Source organism: Curtobacterium sp. PvP017 (genome assembly GCF_054060195.1).
In genome coordinates this window covers 208,856-228,920 of record NZ_JBSSCY010000004.1, presented here as the reverse complement: position 1 = coordinate 228,920, position 20,065 = coordinate 208,856, and the positions used below count along the sequence as shown (strand labels likewise).

Sequence of the window (20,065 nt, the reverse complement as noted above, 5' to 3'; positions counted from 1 at the left end):
GACTGGCCCGCGATGACGACCGACGAGCCGCAGGCAGCACCGCACGACCTGGTCGAGGAGACCGAGGAGCAGCTCGACGCGGTCGAGGCGGAAGACGAGGCGTCGTTCGTCGACGCCAAGACGGTGCCGGCCGACGAGCTCCGCGCCCTCTTCGAGACCCAGGCGCTGCCCTTCATGGACCAGCTGTACGGCGCGGCGATGCGGATGACCCGCAACCCGGCCGACGCCTCGGACCTCGTGCAGGAGACGTTCGTCAAGGCGTTCGCCGCGTTCCGTCAGTTCAAGCAGGGCACGAACCTGAAGGCCTGGCTGTACCGGATCCTGACGAACACGTTCATCAACACGTACCGCAAGAACCAGCGGAACCCGTACCAGGGCACCATCGACGAGCTCGAGGACTGGCAGCTGGGCGGCGCGGAGAGCGTCACCCAGTCGATCTCCGCACGGTCCGCCGAGGCCGACGCGATCGACCACCTGCCGTCCTCTGCGGTCAAGGACGCCCTGCAGGCCATCCCGGAGGACTTCCGGATGGCCGTGTACTTCGCTGATGTCGAGGGCTTCTCGTACCAGGAGATCGCCGACATCATGAAGACCCCCGTGGGGACGGTCATGAGCCGTCTGCACCGTGGTCGCCGGCTCCTCCGGGGGCTCCTGGCGGACCACGCCCGTGAGACCGGCATCGTCCCGGACGCAGCGTCGACGGCGACGATGCGCGGACGAGGCCGGAAGACTGCCGCGACCGAGGGTCGCGTCGATGGGAAGGAAGCACGATGAGCGGCTGCGACTGCTCCAAGGCGAAGGCCGAGCTCGAGGAGTTCCTGCACGGGGAGCTCTGCCGCGAGGACGCGGCGGACATCCGTGAGCACATGGACGACTGCGAGGACTGCACGACCGAACACCGCGTCGGCGTCGTCCTGATCGAGACCGTGCGCCGCGCGTGCAAGGAGACCGCTCCGGAAGAACTGCGTGGCGAGATCCTCGCGCGCATCCGGCTGGAGCAGTCCACCCACTGACGAAGCCGCGGGCTCAGCGTCCGGCGGCGTGGTGCGCTGCGATCGTCGAGGCGTCCAGCACGTCGTCGTACACGCGGACCGTGTCGACGTCGCCGGTGAACGCGTACCCACCGGCGTTCGGCCATCCGGCCAACGTCTGCCGGCCCGCTCGCCAGTGCCCGTCGTACTGTCGGAGTGACACGGCGTCGGTCCGGGCGTCCTGCTGCACCCCGTCGAGCCAGAGGGTCATCGACCGTGGTTGGAACGTCGCGACCACGTGGTGCCACTCGCCGTCGGTGACCACGGCGGACGAGCCGAGGGTGAACTTGAACTGGTTGCCCGAGCCCTCGACGCCGAACCGGAGGCGTCCGCCGGCGTCGAGGTAGAGGTGCCGGTCACGGTACGTGGACGCGGCGTTCCGGTCGGATCCGAACCCGAACAGGCGACCGCCGTCCGTGTCGGTGGTCCGGAACCACACCTCGAGCGTGAACGCGTTCGGGGCGCTCACGGCGGTGTCGGTGACGGCCCACGTCTCGGCGCTCCCGGTGGTCCCGAACGCCGCGTGGGGGTTGTCCGCGCAGCTCCCGATCGTCCGGGTCCCGTCGCCGATGAACTGCCCGTCGGCACCGGTCCCACTCGAGTCGGTCACGAGCCGGTCACCCTTGTCGGCGAAGTCCCACGCGAGCACTGCACCGGGTGCGGGGTCGTGGAAGCACCCGAACGTCTGGCTCCGGAGCGACGAGGCGGAGTTCGTGGTGCCGCTGAACCCCGCCGCCGCCATCGTGCTGAGGACGATCGTCGTGGCAGCCAGCGCGGCGACGATCGGCAACGAGGTCGACGTCGGCCGCACCACACCGACCGGGGTCAACGCTCGAGTGTGCAGGTCCCACCGTGGCGTCCCGCACCGTCGGCACGGCCGGCCGGCCACGATGTCCCGGTCGGCCCGTGCCAGGACGGCGAGGACTGCGACGACGGCGGCTGCGAGCGCCACCGAGGTCCACGCTCCTGACCGGATCCACACCGTGGGCAGGCCGATGCCGGGGAAGCGGAGGACGCCGACACCGTGGACGGCCGTCGGGGCGACCGGGGTCCGGTCGGCCTCGGCGTTGGCGTCGCCGCGGAGCCGGAGTCCCCCGTTTCGCTCGATGCGTTCGAGGCGGTGCAGCCGGAGCCGCTCCTCGTGGTCGGGGTCGTCGACGAGCAGGACCCGGCCGGGCGTGACGGCCTCGGCATCGACGGGCATCGCCGCCACGACGTCACCGGCCCGGATGCCGGGTGCCATCGAGTCGGACGCGACGGTGGTGACCTGCCACCCGAACGCCGCGGGCAGGGCAGCCCAGACCGCGACCAACAGCACGGACCAGAGCACGGTCCGCGCGGCGACCGCGAAGAGCAGCCGCGGGGCGTCCCCGACGCAGGGTCGGGTCGCGGTGCGGTTCGGCATCGGCTGCTCCTCGGGTCGTGTGCGGTCGGGTTCGGCCGGCGTCGGTCGGTTTCGGACGGAGGCGCGTCAGTCGGTCTGTGCTTCCCAGACGAACGTGGTGCCGGCTTCGGACTCCTGCGCGGTGTTCGGGGTCTCCGTGTCGAGGTCGTAGGTGAACCGGTACGTGGCACTGGCCGTGCCGACCGTCGGCTGCCAGTCGTCGACACCCGTGCCGAAGGAGTCGAGCGCCATCAGACCGGCGAGCGTGCCGTCGTGGACGGTGGACTCGGCCGTGAACGTGCTGCAGTCACCGGCGGTTCCGAGTGCGCCCCGCTCCACCTTCATGTCGAGGTGCTGCGCGAGCGCGTCGAGGTCGGACTGCTCGTCCGTGTAGAGCTTGACGGTCGTCGGGTTCGTCGTCTCGGCGGTGACGGTGATGCAGTTCGATCCGCCCTCGCCGGGGACGAGCGTGTCGGTGTCGAACAGTGCTGCACCCTCGTCGTCGTCGGTGAGCGACACGGCACCGGTGCGCCAGGCGTTGCCCGCGTTGTCGGTCGTGTCGGAGAACGCGGCGTACGAGGCCGTGGCGATGAGCGCGCCGCTGGCGACGACGGCGAGGGGGAAGGCGATCCAGGCGGCGGTGCGGCCGTGGCGTGAGGTGATGTGCATGGCTGTCCTGTCGGTCGGAACCACCCGGCGGGTGATATGACAGCAGCATATATGAATATCAGTTGCGATGACACCCCGTCGCAACACAGCGCGGCGCCCGGGTAGGGTCGCCAGCATGACCCTCCTCGTCGAGTCGATCACCACCTGGTCCGACACGGACGTCTCCGACGTCGCCGCCCTCGTCCGCCTGCTCGGCCACGAGGTCGACGACGCGGCGATGCGCGCGCGCCTCGAACGGCTCACGCCCGAGGCCGGACACCGCACCTGGGTGGTGCGTGGCGAGGGCGGCCGCCCGGTGGCGGTCGCCGGCGCGCAGGTCACCTGGGCGTACGCGAGCGACGAGCCGACGGCGCAGCTCCTGCTGCTGGTGGTCGACGACACGGCCAGGAGGCTCGGCACCGGTTCGGCGCTCATCGCCACCTTCGAAGCATGGGCGGTGGAGCAGGGCGCGCGTCGCCTGAGCGCCGTCAGTGCGGCCGCGACGGACAGCGCGCACCGGTTCTACCAGAAGCGCGGGTACCACGACGCCGGGGTGCGCTACACGAAGATCGCGTAGCGCACCCCGGCGTGGGGTCTAGCCGAGTGCCTTCTCGATGACCTCGGTGGCCTCCTGCGCGGAGCGCTTCGACGAACCGGTGGCCGGCGCGGCACTCGCGGCACGGGCGGCGACCGACAGCGGTCGACCGTCGAGGTGCGGTGACAGGTTCATGCAGACGAAGGGCCAGGCGCCCTGGTTCTCGGGCTCTTCCTGCGCCCACACGACGTCGGCGTCCGGGTAGCCCGCGAGCACCTCGAGGATGCGCTCGAGGGGGAGCGGCGCGAGCTGCTCCAGTCGGACGAGGGCGACGTCGGTGACCCCGCGCTTGTCGACCTCGGCGCGCAGGTCGTGGTGCACCTTGCCGGAGTGCAGCACCACGCGACGCACCGCTGCCTTGTCCGTCACCCGGTCGTCGTCGATGACCTCTTCGAAGGTGCCGTCGGTGAAGGCCTCGACCGCACTCGTCGCCTGCCGCAGCCGGAGCATGGCCTTCGGCGAGAAGACGATCAGCGGCTTCTGCGGACGCGCCCACGCCTGACGACGCAGCAGGTGGAAGTAGGACGCCGGGGTGGAGGGACGGGCGACGACCATGTTGTCCTCGGCGCACAGCTGCAGGTAGCGCTCGATGCGGGCGGAGGAGTGGTCCGGTCCCTGGCCCTCGTAGCCGTGCGGCAGCAGCAGGACCAGGCCGGAGCGCTGCCCCCACTTCTGCTCGGCGGACGAGATGAACTCGTCGATGACGGTCTGGGCGCCGTTCGCGAAGTCACCGAACTGCGCTTCCCACAGCACGAGTGCCTCGGGGCGCTCCACCGAGTAGCCGTACTCGAACGCCATCGCCGCGTACTCGCTGAGGAGCGAGTCGTAGATGGTGAAGCGGGCCTGACCCTCGGAGAGGTTCGACAGCGGCAGCCACTCCTGGCCGTTCGACCGGTCGTGGAACACCGCCTGGCGCTGGACGAAGGTACCGCGCCGGGCGTCCTGGCCGGCGAACCGGACGGGCTTGCCCTCGACCAGCAGCGAGCCGATCGCCATGAGCTCGGCCATCGCCCAGTCGACGCCGCCGTTGCGGGTCATCTCGGTGCGCTTCGACAGCAGCTGCTGCAGCTTCGGGTGGATCGAGAAGCCGGCGGGCGGGTTGCTGTGGGCGTCCCCGATGGAGCGGACGAGTTCTTCGGAGACCGCGGTGTCGCGGACCTCGACCTCGGAGTCGTCCTGCTGCGCCGCCGGACGTTCGAGCCCCTGCACGGCGCCGTCGTCGTCGACCTGGATGACCGGGATGGTGCCGGTCTGCGCCTCGTGCGTCTCGGCGAAGGCACGCTCCAGGCGGTCCTGGAAGTCGCGGTGCGCCTCGTCGTACTCTTCCTGCGTGATGTCACCGCGGCCGACGAGGGCCTCGGTGTACAGGGTGCGGACGGAGCGCTTCGCCTCGATGAGGTTGTACATGAGCGGCTGGGTCATCGAGGGGTCGTCACCCTCGTTGTGTCCGCGGCGGCGGTAGCAGATGAGGTCGATGACGACGTCGCGGTGGAACGCCTCGCGGTACTCGAACGCCAGGTCGGCGACGCGTGCGACGGCCTCGGGGTCGTCGCCGTTGACGTGGAAGATCGGCGCCTGGATCGTCTTGGCGACGTCGGTGGAGTACACCGAGCTGCGTGCCGACTCCGGCGGGGTGGTGAAGCCGACCTGGTTGTTGATGACCAGGTGCACGGTGCCGCCGGTGCGGTAGCCGCGCAGCTGCGACATCTGCAGCGTCTCGACCACCACGCCCTGACCGGCCATCGCCGCGTCGCCGTGGACGAGGACCGGCAGGACGTTCGTCGAACCGGGGCCCTGCTTGTCCTGCTTGGCGCGGACGATGCCCTCGAGCACGCCGTCGACGGCCTCGAGGTGGGACGGGTTCGCCGCGATCGTCACGGGGATGCTCGAGCCGTCCGAGGTGCGGAAGAGCCCCTCGGTGCCCACGTGGTACTTCACGTCGCCGGAGCCCTGGCCGGACACCGACCCCGGCAGGGACGACCCCTCGAACTCACGGAAGATCTGGCCGTACGTCTTGCCGGCGATGTTCGTCAGCACGTTCAGGCGACCGCGGTGGGCCATGCCGATCGCGACCTCGGCGAGGCCCACGGCAGCGGCGTGCTGGATGAGGGTGTCGAGGAACGCGATGGTGGACTCGCCGCCCTCGAGCGAGAAGCGCTTCTGTCCGACGTACTTCGTCTGCAGGAAGGTCTCGAACGCCTCGGCCTCGTTGAGCTTGCCGAGGACACGGAGCTGCTCGTCCTTCGACGGCTTGGAGTAGGGGACCTCGATGCGTTCCTGCACCCAGCGGCGCTGCTCCGGGTCCTGGATGTGCATGTACTCGATGCCGACCGTGCGGCAGTACGCGTCGCGCAGGATCCCGAGCACGTCGCGCAGCGGAGCGCTCGTCGTGCCGGCCAGCCCGCCGGTGACGAACTCGCGGTCGAGGTCCCAGAAGGTCAGCCCGTGGCTCTCGATCTCGAGGTCGGGGTGTGTGCGCTGGCGGTACTCGAGCGGGTCGATGTCGGCCATCAGGTGCCCGCGGACGCGGTAGCTGTTGATGAGCTCCTGCACGCGAGCGGTCTTGTTGACGCGGTGCGCCAGGTCGACGTTGATGTCGTTCGCCCACTGGATCGGCTTGTACGGGATCCGGAGCGCGGCGAAGATGCCGTCGTAGAAGCCGTGCTCGCCGATGAGGCGCTCGTGCACGTGCTTGAGGTACTCGCCCGACCCGGCGCCCTGGATGACCCGGTGGTCGTAGGTGCTCGTCAGGGTGATGGTCTTGCCGATGCCGAGCTCGACCAGGGTCTTCGACGCCGATCCCTGGAACTGCGCCGGGTACTCGAGGGCGCCGGCACCGATGATGGCGCCCTGCCCCTTGGTCAGGCGGGGGACCGAGTGCACGGTCCCGATGCCGCCCGGGTTCGTGAGCGAGATCGTCGTGCCCTGGAAGTCGGCCGGCGTCAGCTTGTTGTCGCGGGCCCGCTTCACCAGGTCCTCGTACGCCGACAGGAACTGGCCGAAGGTCAGGGTCTCCGCGCGCTTGATGCTCGGGACGAGCAGCGACCGGGTGCCGTCCTTCTTCGGGACGTCGATCGCGATGCCGAGGTTCACGTGCGCCGGGGCGACGACGAACGGCTTGCCGTCGCGCTCCTCGTAGAACACGTTCTGGCTCGGGAAGTCCTTGAGCGCCTGCACCATCGCCCACCCGATCAGGTGGGTGAAGGAGATCTTGCCGCCGCGGGCACGGCGCAGGTGGTTGTTGATGACGATCCGGTTGTCGATCATCAGCTTCGCCGGGATCGTCCGGACGCTCGTCGCGGTGGGGACGGTGAGCGAGGCGTCCATGTTCGACGCCAGGGTCTTCGCCATGCCCCGGAGCGGGGTCGCCACGTCCTCGTGGGTCTCCTCGTGGTCGTCGGCGGCGTCGTTCGCCTCGGCCGGGATCGGCGGTGGCGTCGGCTGGCGCGACGTGGTCTTCGCCTGGATCGGACCACCGGCCGGAGCGGGCGCTGCGGCGGACGGCTCCGTGGTGGTGGTCTCGGCCGCGGCGGGAGCGGCGGGGGCGGTGTCAGCTGCCGGAGCGCCGCCGACCTGCGTGCGGTGGTAGCTCTCGAGGACCGGCCACCAGGACTTGTCGACCGACTCCTTGTCCGCGACGAACTGCTCGTAGAGCTCGTCGACGAGCCACTCGTTCGCCCCGAATTCGCCCGCGGTCTCGTCCGTTCCGGTCAGATGGCTCGACACAGCCGATCGCCCACTCTCCGTCGATAGATGCTCGTGTGTGTCGTGCGGCGCAACCCTGCCCCGCACAGGTGCCAAGCCTAGCCGCTCGCACATGTCCGTTCCGTGTCAGCCTCGGCGCGAGTCGGGGCCCGGTCCGGCCCCCGGGCGGAGCCGTACAGTGGGGCCCATGAGGTTCTACGAGACGCGGCCGACGCACGACCTGACCTACTCCGACGTCTTCCTCGTCCCGAGCCGTTCCGGTGTGACGAGCCGCTTCGACGTCGACCTGGCGTCCAACGACGGCAGCGGTGCGACGATCCCGATCGTGAGCGCCAACATGAACTCGGTCACGGGTCCGCGCCTCGCCGCGACCCTGGCCCGGCGCGGTGGCCTCGGCGTCCTGCCGCAGGACATGCACCTGCAGGACCTCGACGCCGCGATCCGCTGGGTGAAGGACCAGCCGGTCGACTACGACACCGCCTACGACATGGGCTCGTCCACCACCGTCGCCGAGGCACTGGAGCAGCTGCTGCCCGTCGCCGGTCGTGGCGTGGTGGTCCGTGACGCCGCCGGGGAGTACCTCGGCTGCGTCCCCGCGAGCCGGCTCGGCGACGCCGGTCCCGACGCGACGCTCGGCGACCTGCTGCACGGCGCCTCGACCGCGATCGACGCCGAGGACGCCGGTACGCCCCGCCACGTCTACGACGTGCTGAGCGGCGCCGAGGTCGACTTCGCGCCCGTCGTCCGGCACGGCAAGGTGGTCGGCACCACGAGCCGGACGAGCGCCATCCGCTCCGACATCTACACCCCCGCCGTCGACGCCTCGGGTCGCCTGCGTGTCGCGGCCGCGATCGGCATCAACGGCGACGTCGCCGCCAAGGCGCAGGCCCTCGCCGCCGCCGGGGTCGACGTCCTGGTCCTCGACACGGCCCACGGACACCAGGAGGGCATGCTCCGCGCGCTCCGCACCGTCGCCGCACTGCGGCTCGGCATCCCGCTCGTCGCCGGCAACGTCGTCACCGCCGACGCCGTCGCCCACCTCGTCGACGCGGGTGCGGACATCATCAAGGTCGGTGTCGGACCCGGCGCCATGTGCACCACGCGCATGATGACGGCGGTCGGTCGGCCGCAGTTCTCCGCCGTCCTCGAGACCGCGGCGGCGGCGCGGTCACTCGGTGCGCACGTGTGGGCCGACGGCGGGGTGCGGTACCCGCGCGACGTCGCCCTCGCCCTCGCGGCCGGCGCCTCGGCCGTGATGATCGGCTCGTGGTTCGCCGGCACGCTCGAGGCGCCGGGCGTGCTCCGCCGCGACGCCGCCGGCAAGGCCTACAAGGAGAGCTGGGGGATGGCGTCCGCCAAGGCCGTCCGCGAGCGCTTCGAGCGGCTCGACCCGTACGAGCGGGCCCGCAAGGAGCTGTTCGCCGAGGGGATCTCGTCGTCGACGATCTACCTCGACCCAGAGCGCCCGAGCGTCGAGGACCTGCTCGACATGATCACCACGGGCGTCCGCAGCTCCGCCACCTACGCCGGTGCCGCGTCGCTCGCCGAGTTCTCGGAGCGCGCCCTGGTCGGCATCCAGTCCGCCGCCGGCTACGAAGAGGGCAAGCCGCTCCCCGTCAGCTGGTAGCGGCTGGCCGCCAGCACCGCGAAAGCGACAGATCCCTGTGGAACGTTCGCAGGGATCTGTCGCTTTCGCGGCGGTGAACGTGGCCACACGATCGACCGGAGGCACGGTGCCAGCTGGCACCGTGCCTCCCGTCCGTCTGTTCCCGCGTCTACCGGCGTCGGGTTGCGTCCTCGACCTCGCCGACGAGCTCCTCGAGGATGTCCTCGAGGAAGAGCACACCGAGGGTCCGGCCTTCGGCGTCGAACGCGCGAGCCACGTGGCGGCCAGCAGCTCGCATGGTGGCCAGGGCGTCCTCGAGGTCCATCTCCGTGTAGAGCGAGATGAGCTGCCGGATGCGCTTCGGCGGCACCGGGTCGTCGAACTCGTCCGGCCGCAGGTCGATGACGTCCTTCACGTGCACGTAGCCCGTGGGGGAGCCGTCCTCGCCGACGAGCACGTACCGCGAGAACCCACGCTGCGCCACCGCGCGCTCGACGTCCGCCGGGGTGGCGTCCTCGGGCAGGGTGACGAGCTCGGCCATCGGCACGGCGACGTCGCGGACCTTCTTCTCGGTGAACTCGAACGCCAGCGCGAGCTTGCCGTCGTCGGTCAGGGTGCCCTCGCGGCGTGACTGCTCCACGATGGTCTGCACCTCTTCGACCGTGAAGGCGCTGACCGCTTCGTCCTTGGGCTCGACGCGGAACAGCCGCAGCACGGCGTTCGCGACCTCGTTCAGGCCGACGATCACCCAGTGCAGGCCGTGGCCGATGTACCAGAGCGTCGGCACGAGCAGCAGGGCGGCGCGGTCCGGCATCGAGAACGAGATGTTCTTCGGGACCATCTCGCCGAACACCACGTGCAGGAACGAGACGAGCAGCAGCGTGATCACGAACGCCACGGTGCCGATGACCTCGACGCTCCAGCCGGTCAGGTGCAGCGGGACCTCGAGCAGGTGGTGGATCGCCGGCTCGGAGACGTTCAGGATGAGCAACGAGCAGACCGTGATGCCGAGCTGCGTGGTCGCGAGCATGCGGGTGGCGTGCTCCATCGCCCACAGGGTCATCTGCGCGGCCTTGGAGCCTTCTTCTGCCCGCGGTTCGATCTGCGAGCGGCGGGCGGAGATGACGGCGAACTCGGCGGCGACGAAGTACGCGTTGCCGAGCAGCAGCACGAAGAGCCAGAAGATCCCCCACCAGTCGGAGCTCATCGGGTGCTGCCCTTCGTGGTGGTCTTCGTGGCCGGGATGATGATGGCGGTCGCCGCGGTGTCCGTCGGCGGGGGTGTCGGGGTCCAGCGGATGCGGTCGATCCGCCGGCCGTCGAGGCGTTCGACGCGGAACACGCCGCCGTCGAGCGGGACCTCGTCACCGACGACGGGCAGGCGGCCGAGCGTCGACATGAGGAAGCCGCCGACGGTCTCGTACGGGCCGTCCTCCGGCACCTTCACGCCGGCGCGGTCCTCGAGCTCGTCGGGACGCAGGAGACCGGGGAAGGTCAACCAGTCGCGGGAGCGGACCACGTCGATGCGCGCGCGGTCGTGCTCGTCGGAGACCTCGCCGACGATCTCCTCGATCAGGTCCTCGAGCGTGACGACCCCGGCGGTGCCGCCGTACTCGTCGACCACGATGACCATCTGGTAGCCACGGCCGCGGACCTCGGCGAGCAGGGTGTCGCCCGGCATCGTCTCGGGCACGCGTTCGGCGTCGGTCATGAGGGCCCCGACGGGGACCTCCGCGCGCTTCTCGCGGGGGACGGCGACCGCCTGCTTGACGTGCACGATGCCGACGACGTCGTCCGCGTCCTCCTCGATGACGGGGAAGCGGCTGAAGCCGGTCTTGCGGGCGAGGGCGATGACGTCCTGCGCGGACTCGGACACCCGGATGGTGGAGAGCCGCGGGCGCGGGGTCATCACGTCGCTGGCGCTCAGCTCGGAGAACGAGATCGTCCGTTCGAGCAGGGTCGCGGTGTCCTGCTCGAGCGACCCCTCGGACGCCGACCGCCGGAGCAGCGAGGTGAGCTCCTCGGCGCTGCGAGCACCGGACAGTTCCTCTTGTGGCTCGATCCCGATCGACCGGAGCACGGCGTTCGCGGTGCCGTTCAGCACCGCGACGGCCGGCTTGAACACGGTCGTGAAGGCGATCTGCAGGGGCACGACGAGCTTCGCGGTCTGCAGCGGCAGCGCGAGGGCGAAGTTCTTCGGCACGAGCTCACCGAGGATCATCGACAACAGGGTCGCGATGACGAGCGCGATGATCGAGCCGACCGTCTCGACGATGCCCTCCGGCAGGTTCATCGCCAGGAACGGCGCCTCGAGCAGCTTCGCGATCGACGGCTCGAGCAGGTACCCGGTGAGCAGCGTGGTCAGCGTGATGCCGAGCTGCGCACTGGACAGGTGCGTCGAGGTGACCTTCAACGCCCCGATGACGGGTGCCAGGCCCGGCTCACCGCGGTCGCGACGCGCTTCGACGTCGGCGCGGTCGAGGTTGACGAGCGCGAACTCGGACGCGACGAAGACGCCGGTGCCGAGCGTCAGCAGGATGCCGCCGACGAGCATGACGATGTCGATCGGACTCATGATTCACCCCCGTCCGCGCACGGGGATGATGTGCAGCTCACCGAGTGAGCGGCGGATGAGTGAGGCGAAGAACTATTCGGGGGATCGTCCACAGTGCTGCCAATCGTACTGCCTGCCGGGGTCCGGAGCCGTGAATCCGTACAGAACCGCCGGTCCCTACGCCGTGACGCGGGCGCGGTGGTACTGCTGCGGCTCGTAGTCGACGGTCACGCCGAGCTCGACGGCCACACGCAGCGGGAAGCCCGGGTCGCGCAGGAACTCGCGGCCGACCATCACGACGTCGGCCTGCCCGGTCGCGACGATCTGCTCGGCCTGGAAGCCCTCGGAGATCATGCCGACCGCGATGGTGCCGATGCCGGCGTCGCGCTTGATCGCCGCGGCGTGCGGCACCTGGTAGCCGGGGCCGACCGGGATCAGTGCGCTCGCGGCGTTGCCGCCGGTCGAGACGTCGGCCAGGTCCGCGCCGTGCTCCGCAGCCCACCGGGCGACCTGCGTGGTCTCGTCGAGCGTGACCCCACCGTCCACCCAGTCGGTCGCCGAGAACCGGACGACGATCGGGAAGCCCTCGCCGACCTCGGCACGGACGGCGTCGACGACCTCGAGCAGCGCCCGGGCACGGTTCTCGAGCGATCCGCCGTACTGGTCGGTGCGGTGGTTGCTGAGCGGCGAGAGGAACTGGTGCAGCAGGTACCCGTGGGCTGCGTGGATCTCGACCAGGTCGAACCCGGCCTCGACGGCACGGCGAGCGGACTGCGCGAACGCCAGGGCGACGACCCGGATGTCCTCGGTCTCGAGCTCGCGCGGCACGGCGTACCCGTCGAAGGCCACGGCGGACGGGCCGACCGTCGACCAGCCGCCCTGCTCGGCGGGGACCGACCCGTGCTCGGACTCCCACGGACGGAACGTCGACGCCTTGCGGCCGGCGTGTGCGAGCTGGACACCGGCGGCGGCACCCTGCGCGTGCAGGAAGTCGACGATCGGCTTGAAGGCATCGCGCTGCTGGTCGTTCCAGAGCCCGAGGTCCTGCGGGCTGATCCGGCCCTCCGGCACCACGCCGGTGGCCTCGACGACGACCGCGCCGGCCCCGCCCTTGGCGAAGCCGCCCAGGTGGACGAGGTGCCACGGGGTCGGCATGCCGTCCTGCTCCTCGGCCGAGTACTGGCACATCGGGGAGACCCAGATGCGGTTGCGGACCGTCAGGTCACGGATGGTGATCGGCTCGAACAGGGCGTGCGTCACGCGGGACTCCTCAGGGGACGGGCGCCGGCTCGGCCGCGAGTTCCGTCAGGAACGACCGCAGTGACGCCGACGACGTGTAGTGGTGGCCGACCGCCCCGATCGCTTCCGCGCCGGTGGCGTTCTCGGCCCTGTTGTCCACGAACACCATCTGCTGCGGCTCGATTCCCAGACGCGCGCAGGTGTCGCGGTAGATGGATGCGGCGGGCTTCAGGACGTGCTCCTCGGCGCTCACCACGACGGTCTCGAACAGCGAGCCCATCGGGGAGCGTCGGTACGGGTCACCGAAGTCGAAACCGGCGTTCGACAGCAGCGCTACCCGGGTGCCCGCGTCGTGCAGCTCCTCGACGATCGCCAGGGTCTCCGGTTCGACCTCGAACCACCCGGTGAAGTCGACGGCCCAGAACCGGTGGATGTCCGTGATGCTCCAGCTGCGTCCGACGCGCTCGCCGATCGCCCGCCAGTACGCCACGACGGAGAGGTCCCCGCGGTCCAGGTCGTGGCGGAGCTCCTGGTAGACGGGGAACAGTTCGTCGGCCGGCACCCCCGTCAGCTCGACGAGTGCGTCACGCGACGCGTGCGGCGTCCTGCTGATCACCTCGCCGTAGTCGAAGACCACCACGCGACCAGGCAGGAACAGGCTCATGCGCTCCACCGTAACGTGGGGCCGGTGAACGACTTCGTGCCCGTCCAGCCGTCCGATGCCGCCGCGTGGGTCACCGCGCCGACGGGGGAGTCCACCAAGTACCGCCGCGGGGTCCTCGGCATCGCGACCGGCTCCGACCAGTACCCGGGCGCCGCGGTGCTCGGGGTCGACGCCGCCGTGCACACCGGCGTCGGCATGGTCCGCTACGTCGGACCGTCGCGCGCCACCGACCACGTGCTCACCCGCCGCCCCGAGGCCGTTTCCGGCGTGGGACGCGTGCAGGCCTGGCTCGTCGGCTCGGGCATCTCGGCGTCGTCGCTCGGTGACCTGGACGACACGACCGCCTCGGGGTTCCGGCACGCTTCCGACGACGGCGTCCCGGTCGTGGTCGACGCGGGCGCGATCCCGCTCGTCGACCTCGGCCCGCTCGCCGTCCTCACCCCGCACGCGGGGGAGCTCGCGTCGTTGCTCGGCGTCTCTCGCGATTCGGTCGAGCAGGATCCGCCCGCAGCAGCGCTCCGGGCGGCCGAGCAGACCGGCAGTGTCGTGCTGCTCAAGGGCGAGCGGACGCACGTGGTCAGCCCGGACGGGTCGGTGCGGCTCGTGGCGTCCTCGGCGACGCCGTGGCTCGCTGCGGCCGGTGCCGGGGACGTGCTGGGCGGGGTCCTCGGGGCGCTCGTGGCAGCGCGGCAGGGGTCCGTCGAGGCAGCCGGATCGTCGCTGACGCCGTCGGACCTCGCGCACCTGGCCGCGTCGGCTGCGGTCGTGCACGGCCTCGCGGCGCGGCGGGCGTCCGGCGGCGGCCCGTTCCCGATGGCCGGGCTGATCGCCGAGCTGCCGGGTGTCGTGCGGGACCTCGTCGTCGACGGCGACGCGCGCGGGTAGCGGTCGGTGCGACATCCTCGACGTCGTACGACGTCGGTGATGTCGCCTGTTGCAGACGCCGCGTGACGACGAGGACGTCGTTCCGTGCGTGCGCCGGGGGTTGCACGCGCGCGGTGGCGACAGCGTCGATGTCGTACGACATCGAGTTCGTCGTTCCTTGCCTACGTGCATGGTTGCGGGCGCGGGATGACGACACGGTCGACGTCGTGCGACATCGATCGTGTCGCCAGTTGCAGACGCGAGCGGAGACGGCCGGGAGGCCCGGTGCCAGCTGGCACCGGGCCTCCCGTCCGCCTGTCGCGCACGTCACGGGCGTGACGCGCGTCGCGGACGTCAGCTCGCGGGTGTCGCGTGCACCAGGAACTCGACCGTGCCGGAATCGTCGACCTTCACGAAGCCGAGGCTCGGCGCCTGCACGCCGTAGTCCGAGAACGTGACCGGGATCGAGCCGGAGATGTCGACGCCGTCGCCGTTCAGGCCGACCTGCAGGTCGGCGGTGACGTCCTTCGTGACGCCGTGCAGCGTGAGCTTGCCGGTCGCGGTGACCGTCGTCGTGTCCGAGCCGCTCGGGACCGCGTCGGCGATCGGCTCGGTGAGTTCGAACGTGGCCTCGGGGAAGGCGGAGGTGTCCATCGCGGAGTCGCGGAAGTACGAGTCGCGCTGGTCGGAGTCGGTGGCGATGTCCGCGACCTGCACGGTGATGGTCGCCTTCGTGATGCTCGTGCCGTCGACGGTGGCGCTGCCGGAGACGCTGTCGGTGCGGCCCGTGACGGTGACGTCGGAGCCGTTCAGGACCTCGTGCAGGCGGTAGCCGGCCTCGGAGTCGCCGCCGACCGTCCAGTCGCCGGACAGGTCCGAGTCGTCGAGGGTGGAGGCCTGTCGGCTGGCGGCCACGGACGGTGCCGCGGACGCCTTCGCGTTCTCGTTGCTCGTGTAGACGTTCGTCGCGACGATCGCCCCGATGACGCCGAGCACGACGACGGCGGCGATGACGGAGATCCAGATGACGGCCTTGCGGCGCTTGCGCGGGGTTTCGGAGGTCACGAGCAAGACGGTGACACGTCATGGTTGGGGGAGCCTGGGATTCTCAGCCGGTTCGGGTGTGCTCGCTGTCCGTGTGCTCGCTGCCGGTACGCCCGCTGCCGGTACGCTCGTTCGGTGCTGAGGACCGGGAACCCGTGGATCGAACGCGTCGGGTTCGTGGTGGCGTTCGCCGCCGTGCACGCGGCGCTGTGGTGGCTGACGGCCGTCTCGGCGAACCTGCCGCTCGGCGACGTCACCATCACGTACAGCCGGTGGATCGAGACCGGGCGGAGCGCGGACTTCTGGGTCGGCATCGACGGCGAGTGGGTCTACCCGATCCTGGCGATCGTGCCGATGGCCGCCGCGGCGCTCGGCGGCATCGCGTCGATCGGCTCAGGGTGGCTGCTGCTGATGGTCCTGCTCGACGCCGTGGCGTGTGCGTTCCTGTGGCGGTTCCGGGCGCGCGGCGCGTTCGGCTCGCGTGCGGGCGGCTCGTCGTCGCGTGGCGTGCGGGTCGTGTGGTGGTGGCTCGCCTTCCTGCTCGCGCTCGGCCCGATCGCCCTCGGGCGCATCGACACCGTGGCGACCGTTTTCGCCCTGGTCGGGGTGGCGTTCGTCGCCTCGCGGCCGGCGGTCGCCTCGGCGCTGTTCACCGCCGGTGCCTGGACGAAGGTCTGGCCGGCCGCGCTCGTCGCCGTGCTGCTACTCCTGCGGAAGGGGCACCGCCGCGGCGTGCTGTCGGGGGCGCTCGTGCTCAGCGCGCTCATCGTGCTCGTCGACGTGCTCTGGGGCGGAGCGCCGTACCTGCTGTCGTTCATCGGTGAGCAGACCGGGCGTGCGCTGCAGATCGAGTCGCCCCTCGCGACGCCGTTCATGTGGGCGGCGGCGTTCGGGGCTCCCGGCGCTGCCGTGTTCTACAACCAGCAGATCCTGACGTTCGAGGTCTCCGGCGCCGGCACGCACGCAGCGGCCGCGCTCTCGACGCCGCTGATGGCCCTCGTGGTCGTCGCCGGTGTCGTCCTCGCGCTGTGGGCCGCACGCCGCGGTGCCCGTCGTGCCGAGCTCGCGCCGGTCCTCGCGCTGCTGTTCGTCGCCGCGCTCATCGCCACCAACAAGGTCGGGTCGCCGCAGTACATCGGGTGGCTCGCCGTGCCGATCGTGTGGGGACTGGCCGCCGGGACGCCGAGTGTGCGCCGGTTCGTGCCGATCGCGATCGCCGCGCTGCCCACCGCTGTGCTGACCCAGCTGATCTACCCGGCGTACTACGACCAGGTGCTCACCCTGCAGCCGTGGATGCTCGTGGTGCTGACGCTGCGGAACGTGCTCGAGGTGGCGATCCTGGCGTGGACCGTGGTCGAGCTGGTGCGGATGGGCCGGGGCGCGGGCAGGATGGACGCATGATCGTCGCCTTCTCCGTTGCTCCATCCGGTGGTCCCTCCGAACAGGCGGACGGCTCCGTGCACGACGCCGTCGCCGCAGCCGTGCGGGTGGTCCGCGAGAGCGGCCTGCCGAACCGCACGTCGTCGATGTTCACCGAGCTCGAGGGGGAGTGGGACGAGGTCATGGACGTCGTCAAGCGCGCCACCGAGGCCGTCGGCGCCTACGGCACGCGGGTGTCGCTCGTGCTCAAGGCCGACATCCGACCGGGGCACACCGGGGAGATCGACGGCAAGCTCGAACGGCTCGAGGCGGCACTGGGCGAGTAGCGCCCTCGCCCTCGCCCTCGCTCTCGCTCGGCGCTCGCGCTCAGCGCTTTTCGCGCCGCCGTGCCCGGGTCCGTCGGCGGGGGTCCGGCCCGAGCACCACGAGCACGGTGAGCAGCGCGATCCCGGCGAGCACCGCGATGAGCACGATGACCATGCCCATCGGGTCGGTGGCGTCCTCGCAGTTCACCGGCGCGCCGGCGCGGCACGAGGCGAGCACGGTGGCGGCGAGGGACATGTGCTCATTGAACAACGGGGGCCCGCGCGACACGCCGTCGCCCTCCCGCGGATGTCGGTGGTCGGGTGTCTCATGGCCCGTATCGAGCCACATCCGGTGGCCCCGAGACGACGAGGAGCGCGTGATGACCCACGACGGCTGGTGCCCTGACTGCGACCTGCGAACGGTCGTCATCGACACGGACGAACAGGGCGAGAACGCCTGGGCCACGTGCGCCGAGTGCGGCGTCGGCTGGACGCACCGTGACGAGCTGCCCGAACTCGCTTCTGCGTCGACGCGTCCCGCCCACACGGAGCGTCAGGCGGCCTGAGCCACCTCGACGGTCCGCGCACGGCGACTTCCGTTCGGCCTTTGGAGCGGTCTACACTGCTCGGACCGGATGGTCGTCGCCACCCGGACCGTCCCGTTCGCTGCTGAACCCGGATCGGCACCCCGTTCGGGCGTGGCCGCGCTGCCGATCAGCACGTGGACCGCGACGATCGCGGATCGCCCCCGCCGACACCGTCCAGCCGACACCCCGATCCGACGCCGCCCGTGCAGGACGTCGTCCGAGAACAGGCCCCATGTCACAGCTCACGCCTGCGCGTCGCACCGCCGCGCTCATCTCGCTCGCCCTCGGCGGCTTCGCCATCGGGTCGACGGAGTTCGTCGCGATGGGCCTCCTGCCGAACATCGCGCAGGCGCTGCTGCCGCAGCAGTACGGCCTCGACCCGGATGCCGGCATCGCGCACGCGGGCTGGCTCGTCAGCGCCTACGCGCTCGGCGTCGTGGTCGGTGCTCCCACCATCGCGGCGATGTCCGCGAAGTTTCCGCGCAAGGGCCTGATCCTCGTGCTGCTCGTCGGGTTCGTCCTCGCGACGATCGCGAGCGCACTGCTGCCGTCGTTCGGCCTGGTGCTCGTCGCCCGCTTCGTGGCCGGCCTGCCGCACGGCGCCTACTTCGGCATCGCCTCGATCGTCGCCGGCGACATGATGGGCCCGGGCAAGCGCGGCAAGGGCATCGCGATGGTGCTGCTCGGTCTGTCGGTCGCGAACGTCGTCGGCGTCCCCGCGATCACCTGGGTCGGCCAGCTCGCCGGCTGGCGGATCGCCTACGGCGTGGTCGCCGCGCTCTTCGCGCTGACCTTCCTCGCCGTCGCGGCCTTCGTGCCGAAGAGCGCCCGTGACGAGCACGCGACGATCGGCCGGGAGCTCCGCGCCTTCCGTGTGCCGCAGGTCTGGATCGTGATGGGCCTCGGCGCGGTCGGGTTCGGTGGCTTCTTCGCCGTCTACTCGTACATCTCGCCGCTCGTGCAGCACGTCACCGGCATGCCCGAGTCGTTCGTGCCGATCGTCCTGGTGGTCGTCGGCATCGGCATGGTGGTCGGTGGTGTGCTGGGCGGACACCTCGCCGACCACAGCGTGAAGCGCACGATCTACTTCGGCATGTTCTCGCTCATCGGCGCCCTGCTGCTCACGGTGCTGACCGCGCAGTGGCTCTGGGGCATGCTCCTCGGCGCCTTCCTGCTGGGGGCGACCTCGTCGGCGATCCCGCCGGCGGTGCAGTCCCGGTTGATGGACGTCGCCGGCGACGCCCGGACGATCGCCGCGGCGCTCAACCACTCGGCGTTCAACATCGGCAACTCGCTCGGCGCGGCACTCGGCGGCGCGGTCATCGCGGCCGGGTTCGGGTTCGTCGCACCGGGCTGGCTCGGCATCGTCCTCGCGCTGCTCGGCGTCCTCGTCACGATGGTCAGCTACTCGGTCGAGCGTCGCACCACGCGCCGTGCCGCACTCCGCTCGCCGTCGCCCAGTACCGGCCCGATCACCGCGCCCGTCCCCATCCACTGACCGCGCGCAGGCGACGCCAGAGCGGTTCGCGAAAGCGACAGTCTGCCGCGAACTGTTCACGGCAGACTGTCGCTTTGCCGGATGGGACCGTCGGCTTCGGCGGCACAGTGTCGCTGTGGCGGGACAGACCGCAGGTCGGCCCCGATCGCCGGACACGCGCAGTGGGTGCGCCCACGCACCGGACGGGAGGCCCGTGGCGACGCCGCCACGGGCCTCCCGTCCGATGTGGGGTGCGGTAGACCGCCGCACGTGCGCCGCGCGCTACAGGCCCAGCGGCCCGCCGTCCTGCACGATGATGCCGTCGGTGATCGCACGCTTCCGGAGCGCGACCTTCGTGCCGACGTCGAACCCGGCGACGCGGTACTTCTCGCGGATGCGCTTGAGGTAGCTCTTCGCGGTCTCCTCGGAGATGCCGAGCTGGTAAGCGACGCTTTTGACGGGCTCGCCGCCGCCGTACAGGGCCATGACGCGACGCTCCTGGGCGCTGAGCTTCGGCACGCCGCCGACGTCACCGCTGTTGATCGCCAGGTCGAGCTCGGCGGAGACGTACTGTTCACCGCGCTGGGCGGAGCGGATCGCCTCGACGATCATGTCCGCGTCCTCGCTCTTCACCAGGTAGCCGAGGGCTCCGGCCCCCAGCGCCTCGCGCACGACGTTCGGCTCCGAGTACGTGCTCATCACGACCGTCTTCACCCCGGCGGTCTTGAGCGTCGAGATCTTCAGCGACACCGGGATGGAGTCCTTGAGGTCCAGGTCGAGCAGCACCACGTCCACCGGGAACGCCGGGCTCGTCAGGAGCTCGGGCCAGGTCGTGACCGCGGCGACCAGGGTGATGTCGTCGGCGGCGTTCCGGATCCACTCCGTGAGCGCGCCGAGGAGCATCCTGTGGTCGTCGACGAGTGCGAGTCGGATGGGTTCCTCTGGAGTCGCCATGCGGGCGTCCTTTCTCGGGGGCAGGTCGT

19 protein-coding genes are annotated in these 20,065 nt (G+C 70.8%); 9 read left to right on the top strand and 10 right to left on the bottom strand.

What is annotated here, in order from left to right; translation table 11 throughout:
• Positions 1-12 precede the first annotated feature (12 nt).
• Both ACVKXF_RS10430 and ACVKXF_RS10425 read left to right on the top strand, forming a co-directional pair.
• A complete protein-coding gene (locus ACVKXF_RS10430; RefSeq protein ID WP_340196352.1) occupies positions 13-774 on the top strand; it encodes a sigma-70 family RNA polymerase sigma factor in 762 nt (253 codons plus the stop codon).
• Positions 771-1,013 carry a zf-HC2 domain-containing protein gene (locus tag ACVKXF_RS10425; protein ID WP_111086426.1) on the top strand — a complete coding sequence of 81 codons (243 nt, stop codon included), beginning with the start codon at positions 771-773 and terminating at the stop codon, positions 1,011-1,013. The genes ACVKXF_RS10430 and ACVKXF_RS10425 overlap by 4 nt, the downstream gene beginning before the upstream one ends.
• 13 nt (positions 1,014-1,026) lie before the next feature.
• On the opposite strand, the gene ACVKXF_RS10420 is transcribed toward ACVKXF_RS10425, so the two are convergent.
• Both ACVKXF_RS10420 and ACVKXF_RS10415 read right to left on the bottom strand, forming a co-directional pair.
• The gene (locus tag ACVKXF_RS10420; RefSeq protein WP_456795652.1) at positions 1,027-2,436 is read right to left on the bottom strand and encodes a LamG-like jellyroll fold domain-containing protein; all 1,410 of its coding nucleotides are present in this window, start codon (positions 2,434-2,436) and stop codon (positions 1,027-1,029) included.
• A 66-nt stretch (positions 2,437-2,502) separates the two neighbouring features.
• Positions 2,503-3,084, bottom strand: coding sequence for a hypothetical protein (locus tag ACVKXF_RS10415; protein ID WP_456795651.1), 582 nt, complete (start codon positions 3,082-3,084; stop codon positions 2,503-2,505).
• A 115-nt stretch (positions 3,085-3,199) separates the two neighbouring features.
• On the opposite strand from ACVKXF_RS10415, the gene ACVKXF_RS10410 reads away from it, so the two are divergent.
• The gene (locus tag ACVKXF_RS10410) at positions 3,200-3,640 is read left to right on the top strand and encodes a GNAT family N-acetyltransferase (protein WP_456795650.1); all 441 of its coding nucleotides are present in this window, start codon (positions 3,200-3,202) and stop codon (positions 3,638-3,640) included.
• Positions 3,641-3,658: 18 nt separating this feature from the next.
• Here ACVKXF_RS10410 and ACVKXF_RS10405 read toward each other — a convergent pair whose 3' ends face one another.
• The gene (locus ACVKXF_RS10405; RefSeq protein WP_396288706.1) at positions 3,659-7,384 is read right to left on the bottom strand and encodes a multifunctional oxoglutarate decarboxylase/oxoglutarate dehydrogenase thiamine pyrophosphate-binding subunit/dihydrolipoyllysine-residue succinyltransferase subunit; all 3,726 of its coding nucleotides are present in this window, start codon (positions 7,382-7,384) and stop codon (positions 3,659-3,661) included.
• A 166-nt stretch (positions 7,385-7,550) separates the two neighbouring features.
• Here ACVKXF_RS10405 and guaB1 point away from each other — a divergent pair, with 166 nt between their 5' ends.
• Positions 7,551-8,990: a GMP reductase gene (guaB1, locus tag ACVKXF_RS10400; RefSeq protein ID WP_123312335.1), complete on the top strand. Its 1,440-nt coding sequence runs from the start codon at positions 7,551-7,553 to the stop codon at positions 8,988-8,990.
• Between the two features lie 148 nt (positions 8,991-9,138).
• On the opposite strand, the gene ACVKXF_RS10395 is transcribed toward guaB1, so the two are convergent.
• The 4 genes from ACVKXF_RS10395 to ACVKXF_RS10380 form a co-directional block, all read right to left on the bottom strand.
• The gene (locus ACVKXF_RS10395) at positions 9,139-10,176 is read right to left on the bottom strand and encodes a hemolysin family protein (RefSeq protein ID WP_456795649.1); all 1,038 of its coding nucleotides are present in this window, start codon (positions 10,174-10,176) and stop codon (positions 9,139-9,141) included.
• Positions 10,173-11,543, bottom strand: a complete 1,371-nt coding sequence (locus tag ACVKXF_RS10390) for a hemolysin family protein (protein WP_396288702.1) — start codon at positions 11,541-11,543, stop codon at positions 10,173-10,175. Before ACVKXF_RS10390 ends, ACVKXF_RS10395 begins: the two co-directional genes overlap by 4 nt.
• Before the next feature lie 156 nt (positions 11,544-11,699).
• Complete coding sequence (locus ACVKXF_RS10385; protein WP_456795648.1) at positions 11,700-12,782, bottom strand: NADH:flavin oxidoreductase/NADH oxidase; 1,083 nt, start codon at positions 12,780-12,782, stop codon at positions 11,700-11,702.
• A gap of 10 nt (positions 12,783-12,792) precedes the next feature.
• Complete coding sequence (locus ACVKXF_RS10380; RefSeq protein ID WP_340196345.1) at positions 12,793-13,425, bottom strand: HAD family hydrolase; 633 nt, start codon at positions 13,423-13,425, stop codon at positions 12,793-12,795.
• 24 nt (positions 13,426-13,449) lie between these two features.
• Between ACVKXF_RS10380 and ACVKXF_RS10375 the strand changes: the two genes are divergently transcribed.
• Entirely contained in the window at positions 13,450-14,310 is an 861-nt protein-coding gene (locus ACVKXF_RS10375; protein WP_456795647.1) for an ADP-dependent NAD(P)H-hydrate dehydratase, read from the top strand.
• Positions 14,311-14,643: 333 nt separating this feature from the next.
• On the opposite strand, the gene ACVKXF_RS10370 is transcribed toward ACVKXF_RS10375, so the two are convergent.
• Positions 14,644-15,354 (bottom strand): YceI family protein, encoded by a 711-nt coding sequence (locus ACVKXF_RS10370; protein WP_456795646.1) that lies wholly within the window; start codon positions 15,352-15,354, stop codon positions 14,644-14,646.
• A gap of 114 nt (positions 15,355-15,468) precedes the next feature.
• Between ACVKXF_RS10370 and ACVKXF_RS10365 the strand changes: the two genes are divergently transcribed.
• Together ACVKXF_RS10365 and ACVKXF_RS10360 are read left to right on the top strand one after the other, a co-directional pair.
• Complete coding sequence (locus ACVKXF_RS10365; protein ID WP_456795645.1) at positions 15,469-16,734, top strand: glycosyltransferase 87 family protein; 1,266 nt, start codon at positions 15,469-15,471, stop codon at positions 16,732-16,734.
• Positions 16,731-17,039, top strand: a complete 309-nt coding sequence (locus ACVKXF_RS10360; protein ID WP_123312342.1) for a thiamine-binding protein — start codon at positions 16,731-16,733, stop codon at positions 17,037-17,039. The genes ACVKXF_RS10365 and ACVKXF_RS10360 overlap by 4 nt, the downstream gene beginning before the upstream one ends.
• A gap of 40 nt (positions 17,040-17,079) precedes the next feature.
• Here the strand turns inward: ACVKXF_RS10360 and ACVKXF_RS10355 are convergent, their stop codons facing one another.
• On the bottom strand, positions 17,080-17,274 hold the full coding sequence (locus ACVKXF_RS10355; protein ID WP_456795644.1) for a hypothetical protein: 195 nt from the start codon (positions 17,272-17,274) through the stop codon (positions 17,080-17,082).
• Positions 17,275-17,398: 124 nt separating this feature from the next.
• Between ACVKXF_RS10355 and ACVKXF_RS10350 the strand changes: the two genes are divergently transcribed.
• Complete coding sequence (locus ACVKXF_RS10350; RefSeq protein ID WP_456795643.1) at positions 17,399-17,584, top strand: hypothetical protein; 186 nt, start codon at positions 17,399-17,401, stop codon at positions 17,582-17,584.
• A 253-nt stretch (positions 17,585-17,837) separates the two neighbouring features.
• A complete protein-coding gene (locus ACVKXF_RS10345; protein WP_222657888.1) occupies positions 17,838-19,103 on the top strand; it encodes an MFS transporter in 1,266 nt (421 codons plus the stop codon).
• 261 nt (positions 19,104-19,364) lie between these two features.
• On the opposite strand, the gene ACVKXF_RS10340 is transcribed toward ACVKXF_RS10345, so the two are convergent.
• Positions 19,365-20,036 carry a response regulator transcription factor gene (locus tag ACVKXF_RS10340; RefSeq protein WP_123312345.1) on the bottom strand — a complete coding sequence of 224 codons (672 nt, stop codon included), beginning with the start codon at positions 20,034-20,036 and terminating at the stop codon, positions 19,365-19,367.
• Between the last annotated feature and the right edge of the window lie 29 nt (positions 20,037-20,065).

Coding starts and splice junctions, on each gene's coding strand:
- ACVKXF_RS10430 (WP_340196352.1), top strand. CDS start 13: ATGACGACCGACGAGCCGCAGGCAGCACCGCACGACCTGGTCGAGGAG.
- ACVKXF_RS10425 (WP_111086426.1), top strand. CDS start 771: ATGAGCGGCTGCGACTGCTCCAAGGCGAAGGCCGAGCTCGAGGAGTTC.
- ACVKXF_RS10420 (WP_456795652.1), bottom strand. CDS start 2,436: ATGCCGAACCGCACCGCGACCCGACCCTGCGTCGGGGACGCCCCGCGG.
- ACVKXF_RS10415 (WP_456795651.1), bottom strand. CDS start 3,084: ATGCACATCACCTCACGCCACGGCCGCACCGCCGCCTGGATCGCCTTC.
- ACVKXF_RS10410 (WP_456795650.1), top strand. CDS start 3,200: ATGACCCTCCTCGTCGAGTCGATCACCACCTGGTCCGACACGGACGTC.
- guaB1 (WP_123312335.1), top strand. CDS start 7,551: ATGAGGTTCTACGAGACGCGGCCGACGCACGACCTGACCTACTCCGAC.
- ACVKXF_RS10395 (WP_456795649.1), bottom strand. CDS start 10,176: ATGAGCTCCGACTGGTGGGGGATCTTCTGGCTCTTCGTGCTGCTGCTC.
- ACVKXF_RS10390 (WP_396288702.1), bottom strand. CDS start 11,543: ATGAGTCCGATCGACATCGTCATGCTCGTCGGCGGCATCCTGCTGACG.
- ACVKXF_RS10380 (WP_340196345.1), bottom strand. CDS start 13,425: ATGAGCCTGTTCCTGCCTGGTCGCGTGGTGGTCTTCGACTACGGCGAG.
- ACVKXF_RS10360 (WP_123312342.1), top strand. CDS start 16,731: ATGATCGTCGCCTTCTCCGTTGCTCCATCCGGTGGTCCCTCCGAACAG.
- ACVKXF_RS10355 (WP_456795644.1), bottom strand. CDS start 17,274: ATGTCCCTCGCCGCCACCGTGCTCGCCTCGTGCCGCGCCGGCGCGCCG.
- ACVKXF_RS10350 (WP_456795643.1), top strand. CDS start 17,399: ATGACCCACGACGGCTGGTGCCCTGACTGCGACCTGCGAACGGTCGTC.
- ACVKXF_RS10345 (WP_222657888.1), top strand. CDS start 17,838: ATGTCACAGCTCACGCCTGCGCGTCGCACCGCCGCGCTCATCTCGCTC.
- ACVKXF_RS10340 (WP_123312345.1), bottom strand. CDS start 20,036: ATGGCGACTCCAGAGGAACCCATCCGACTCGCACTCGTCGACGACCAC.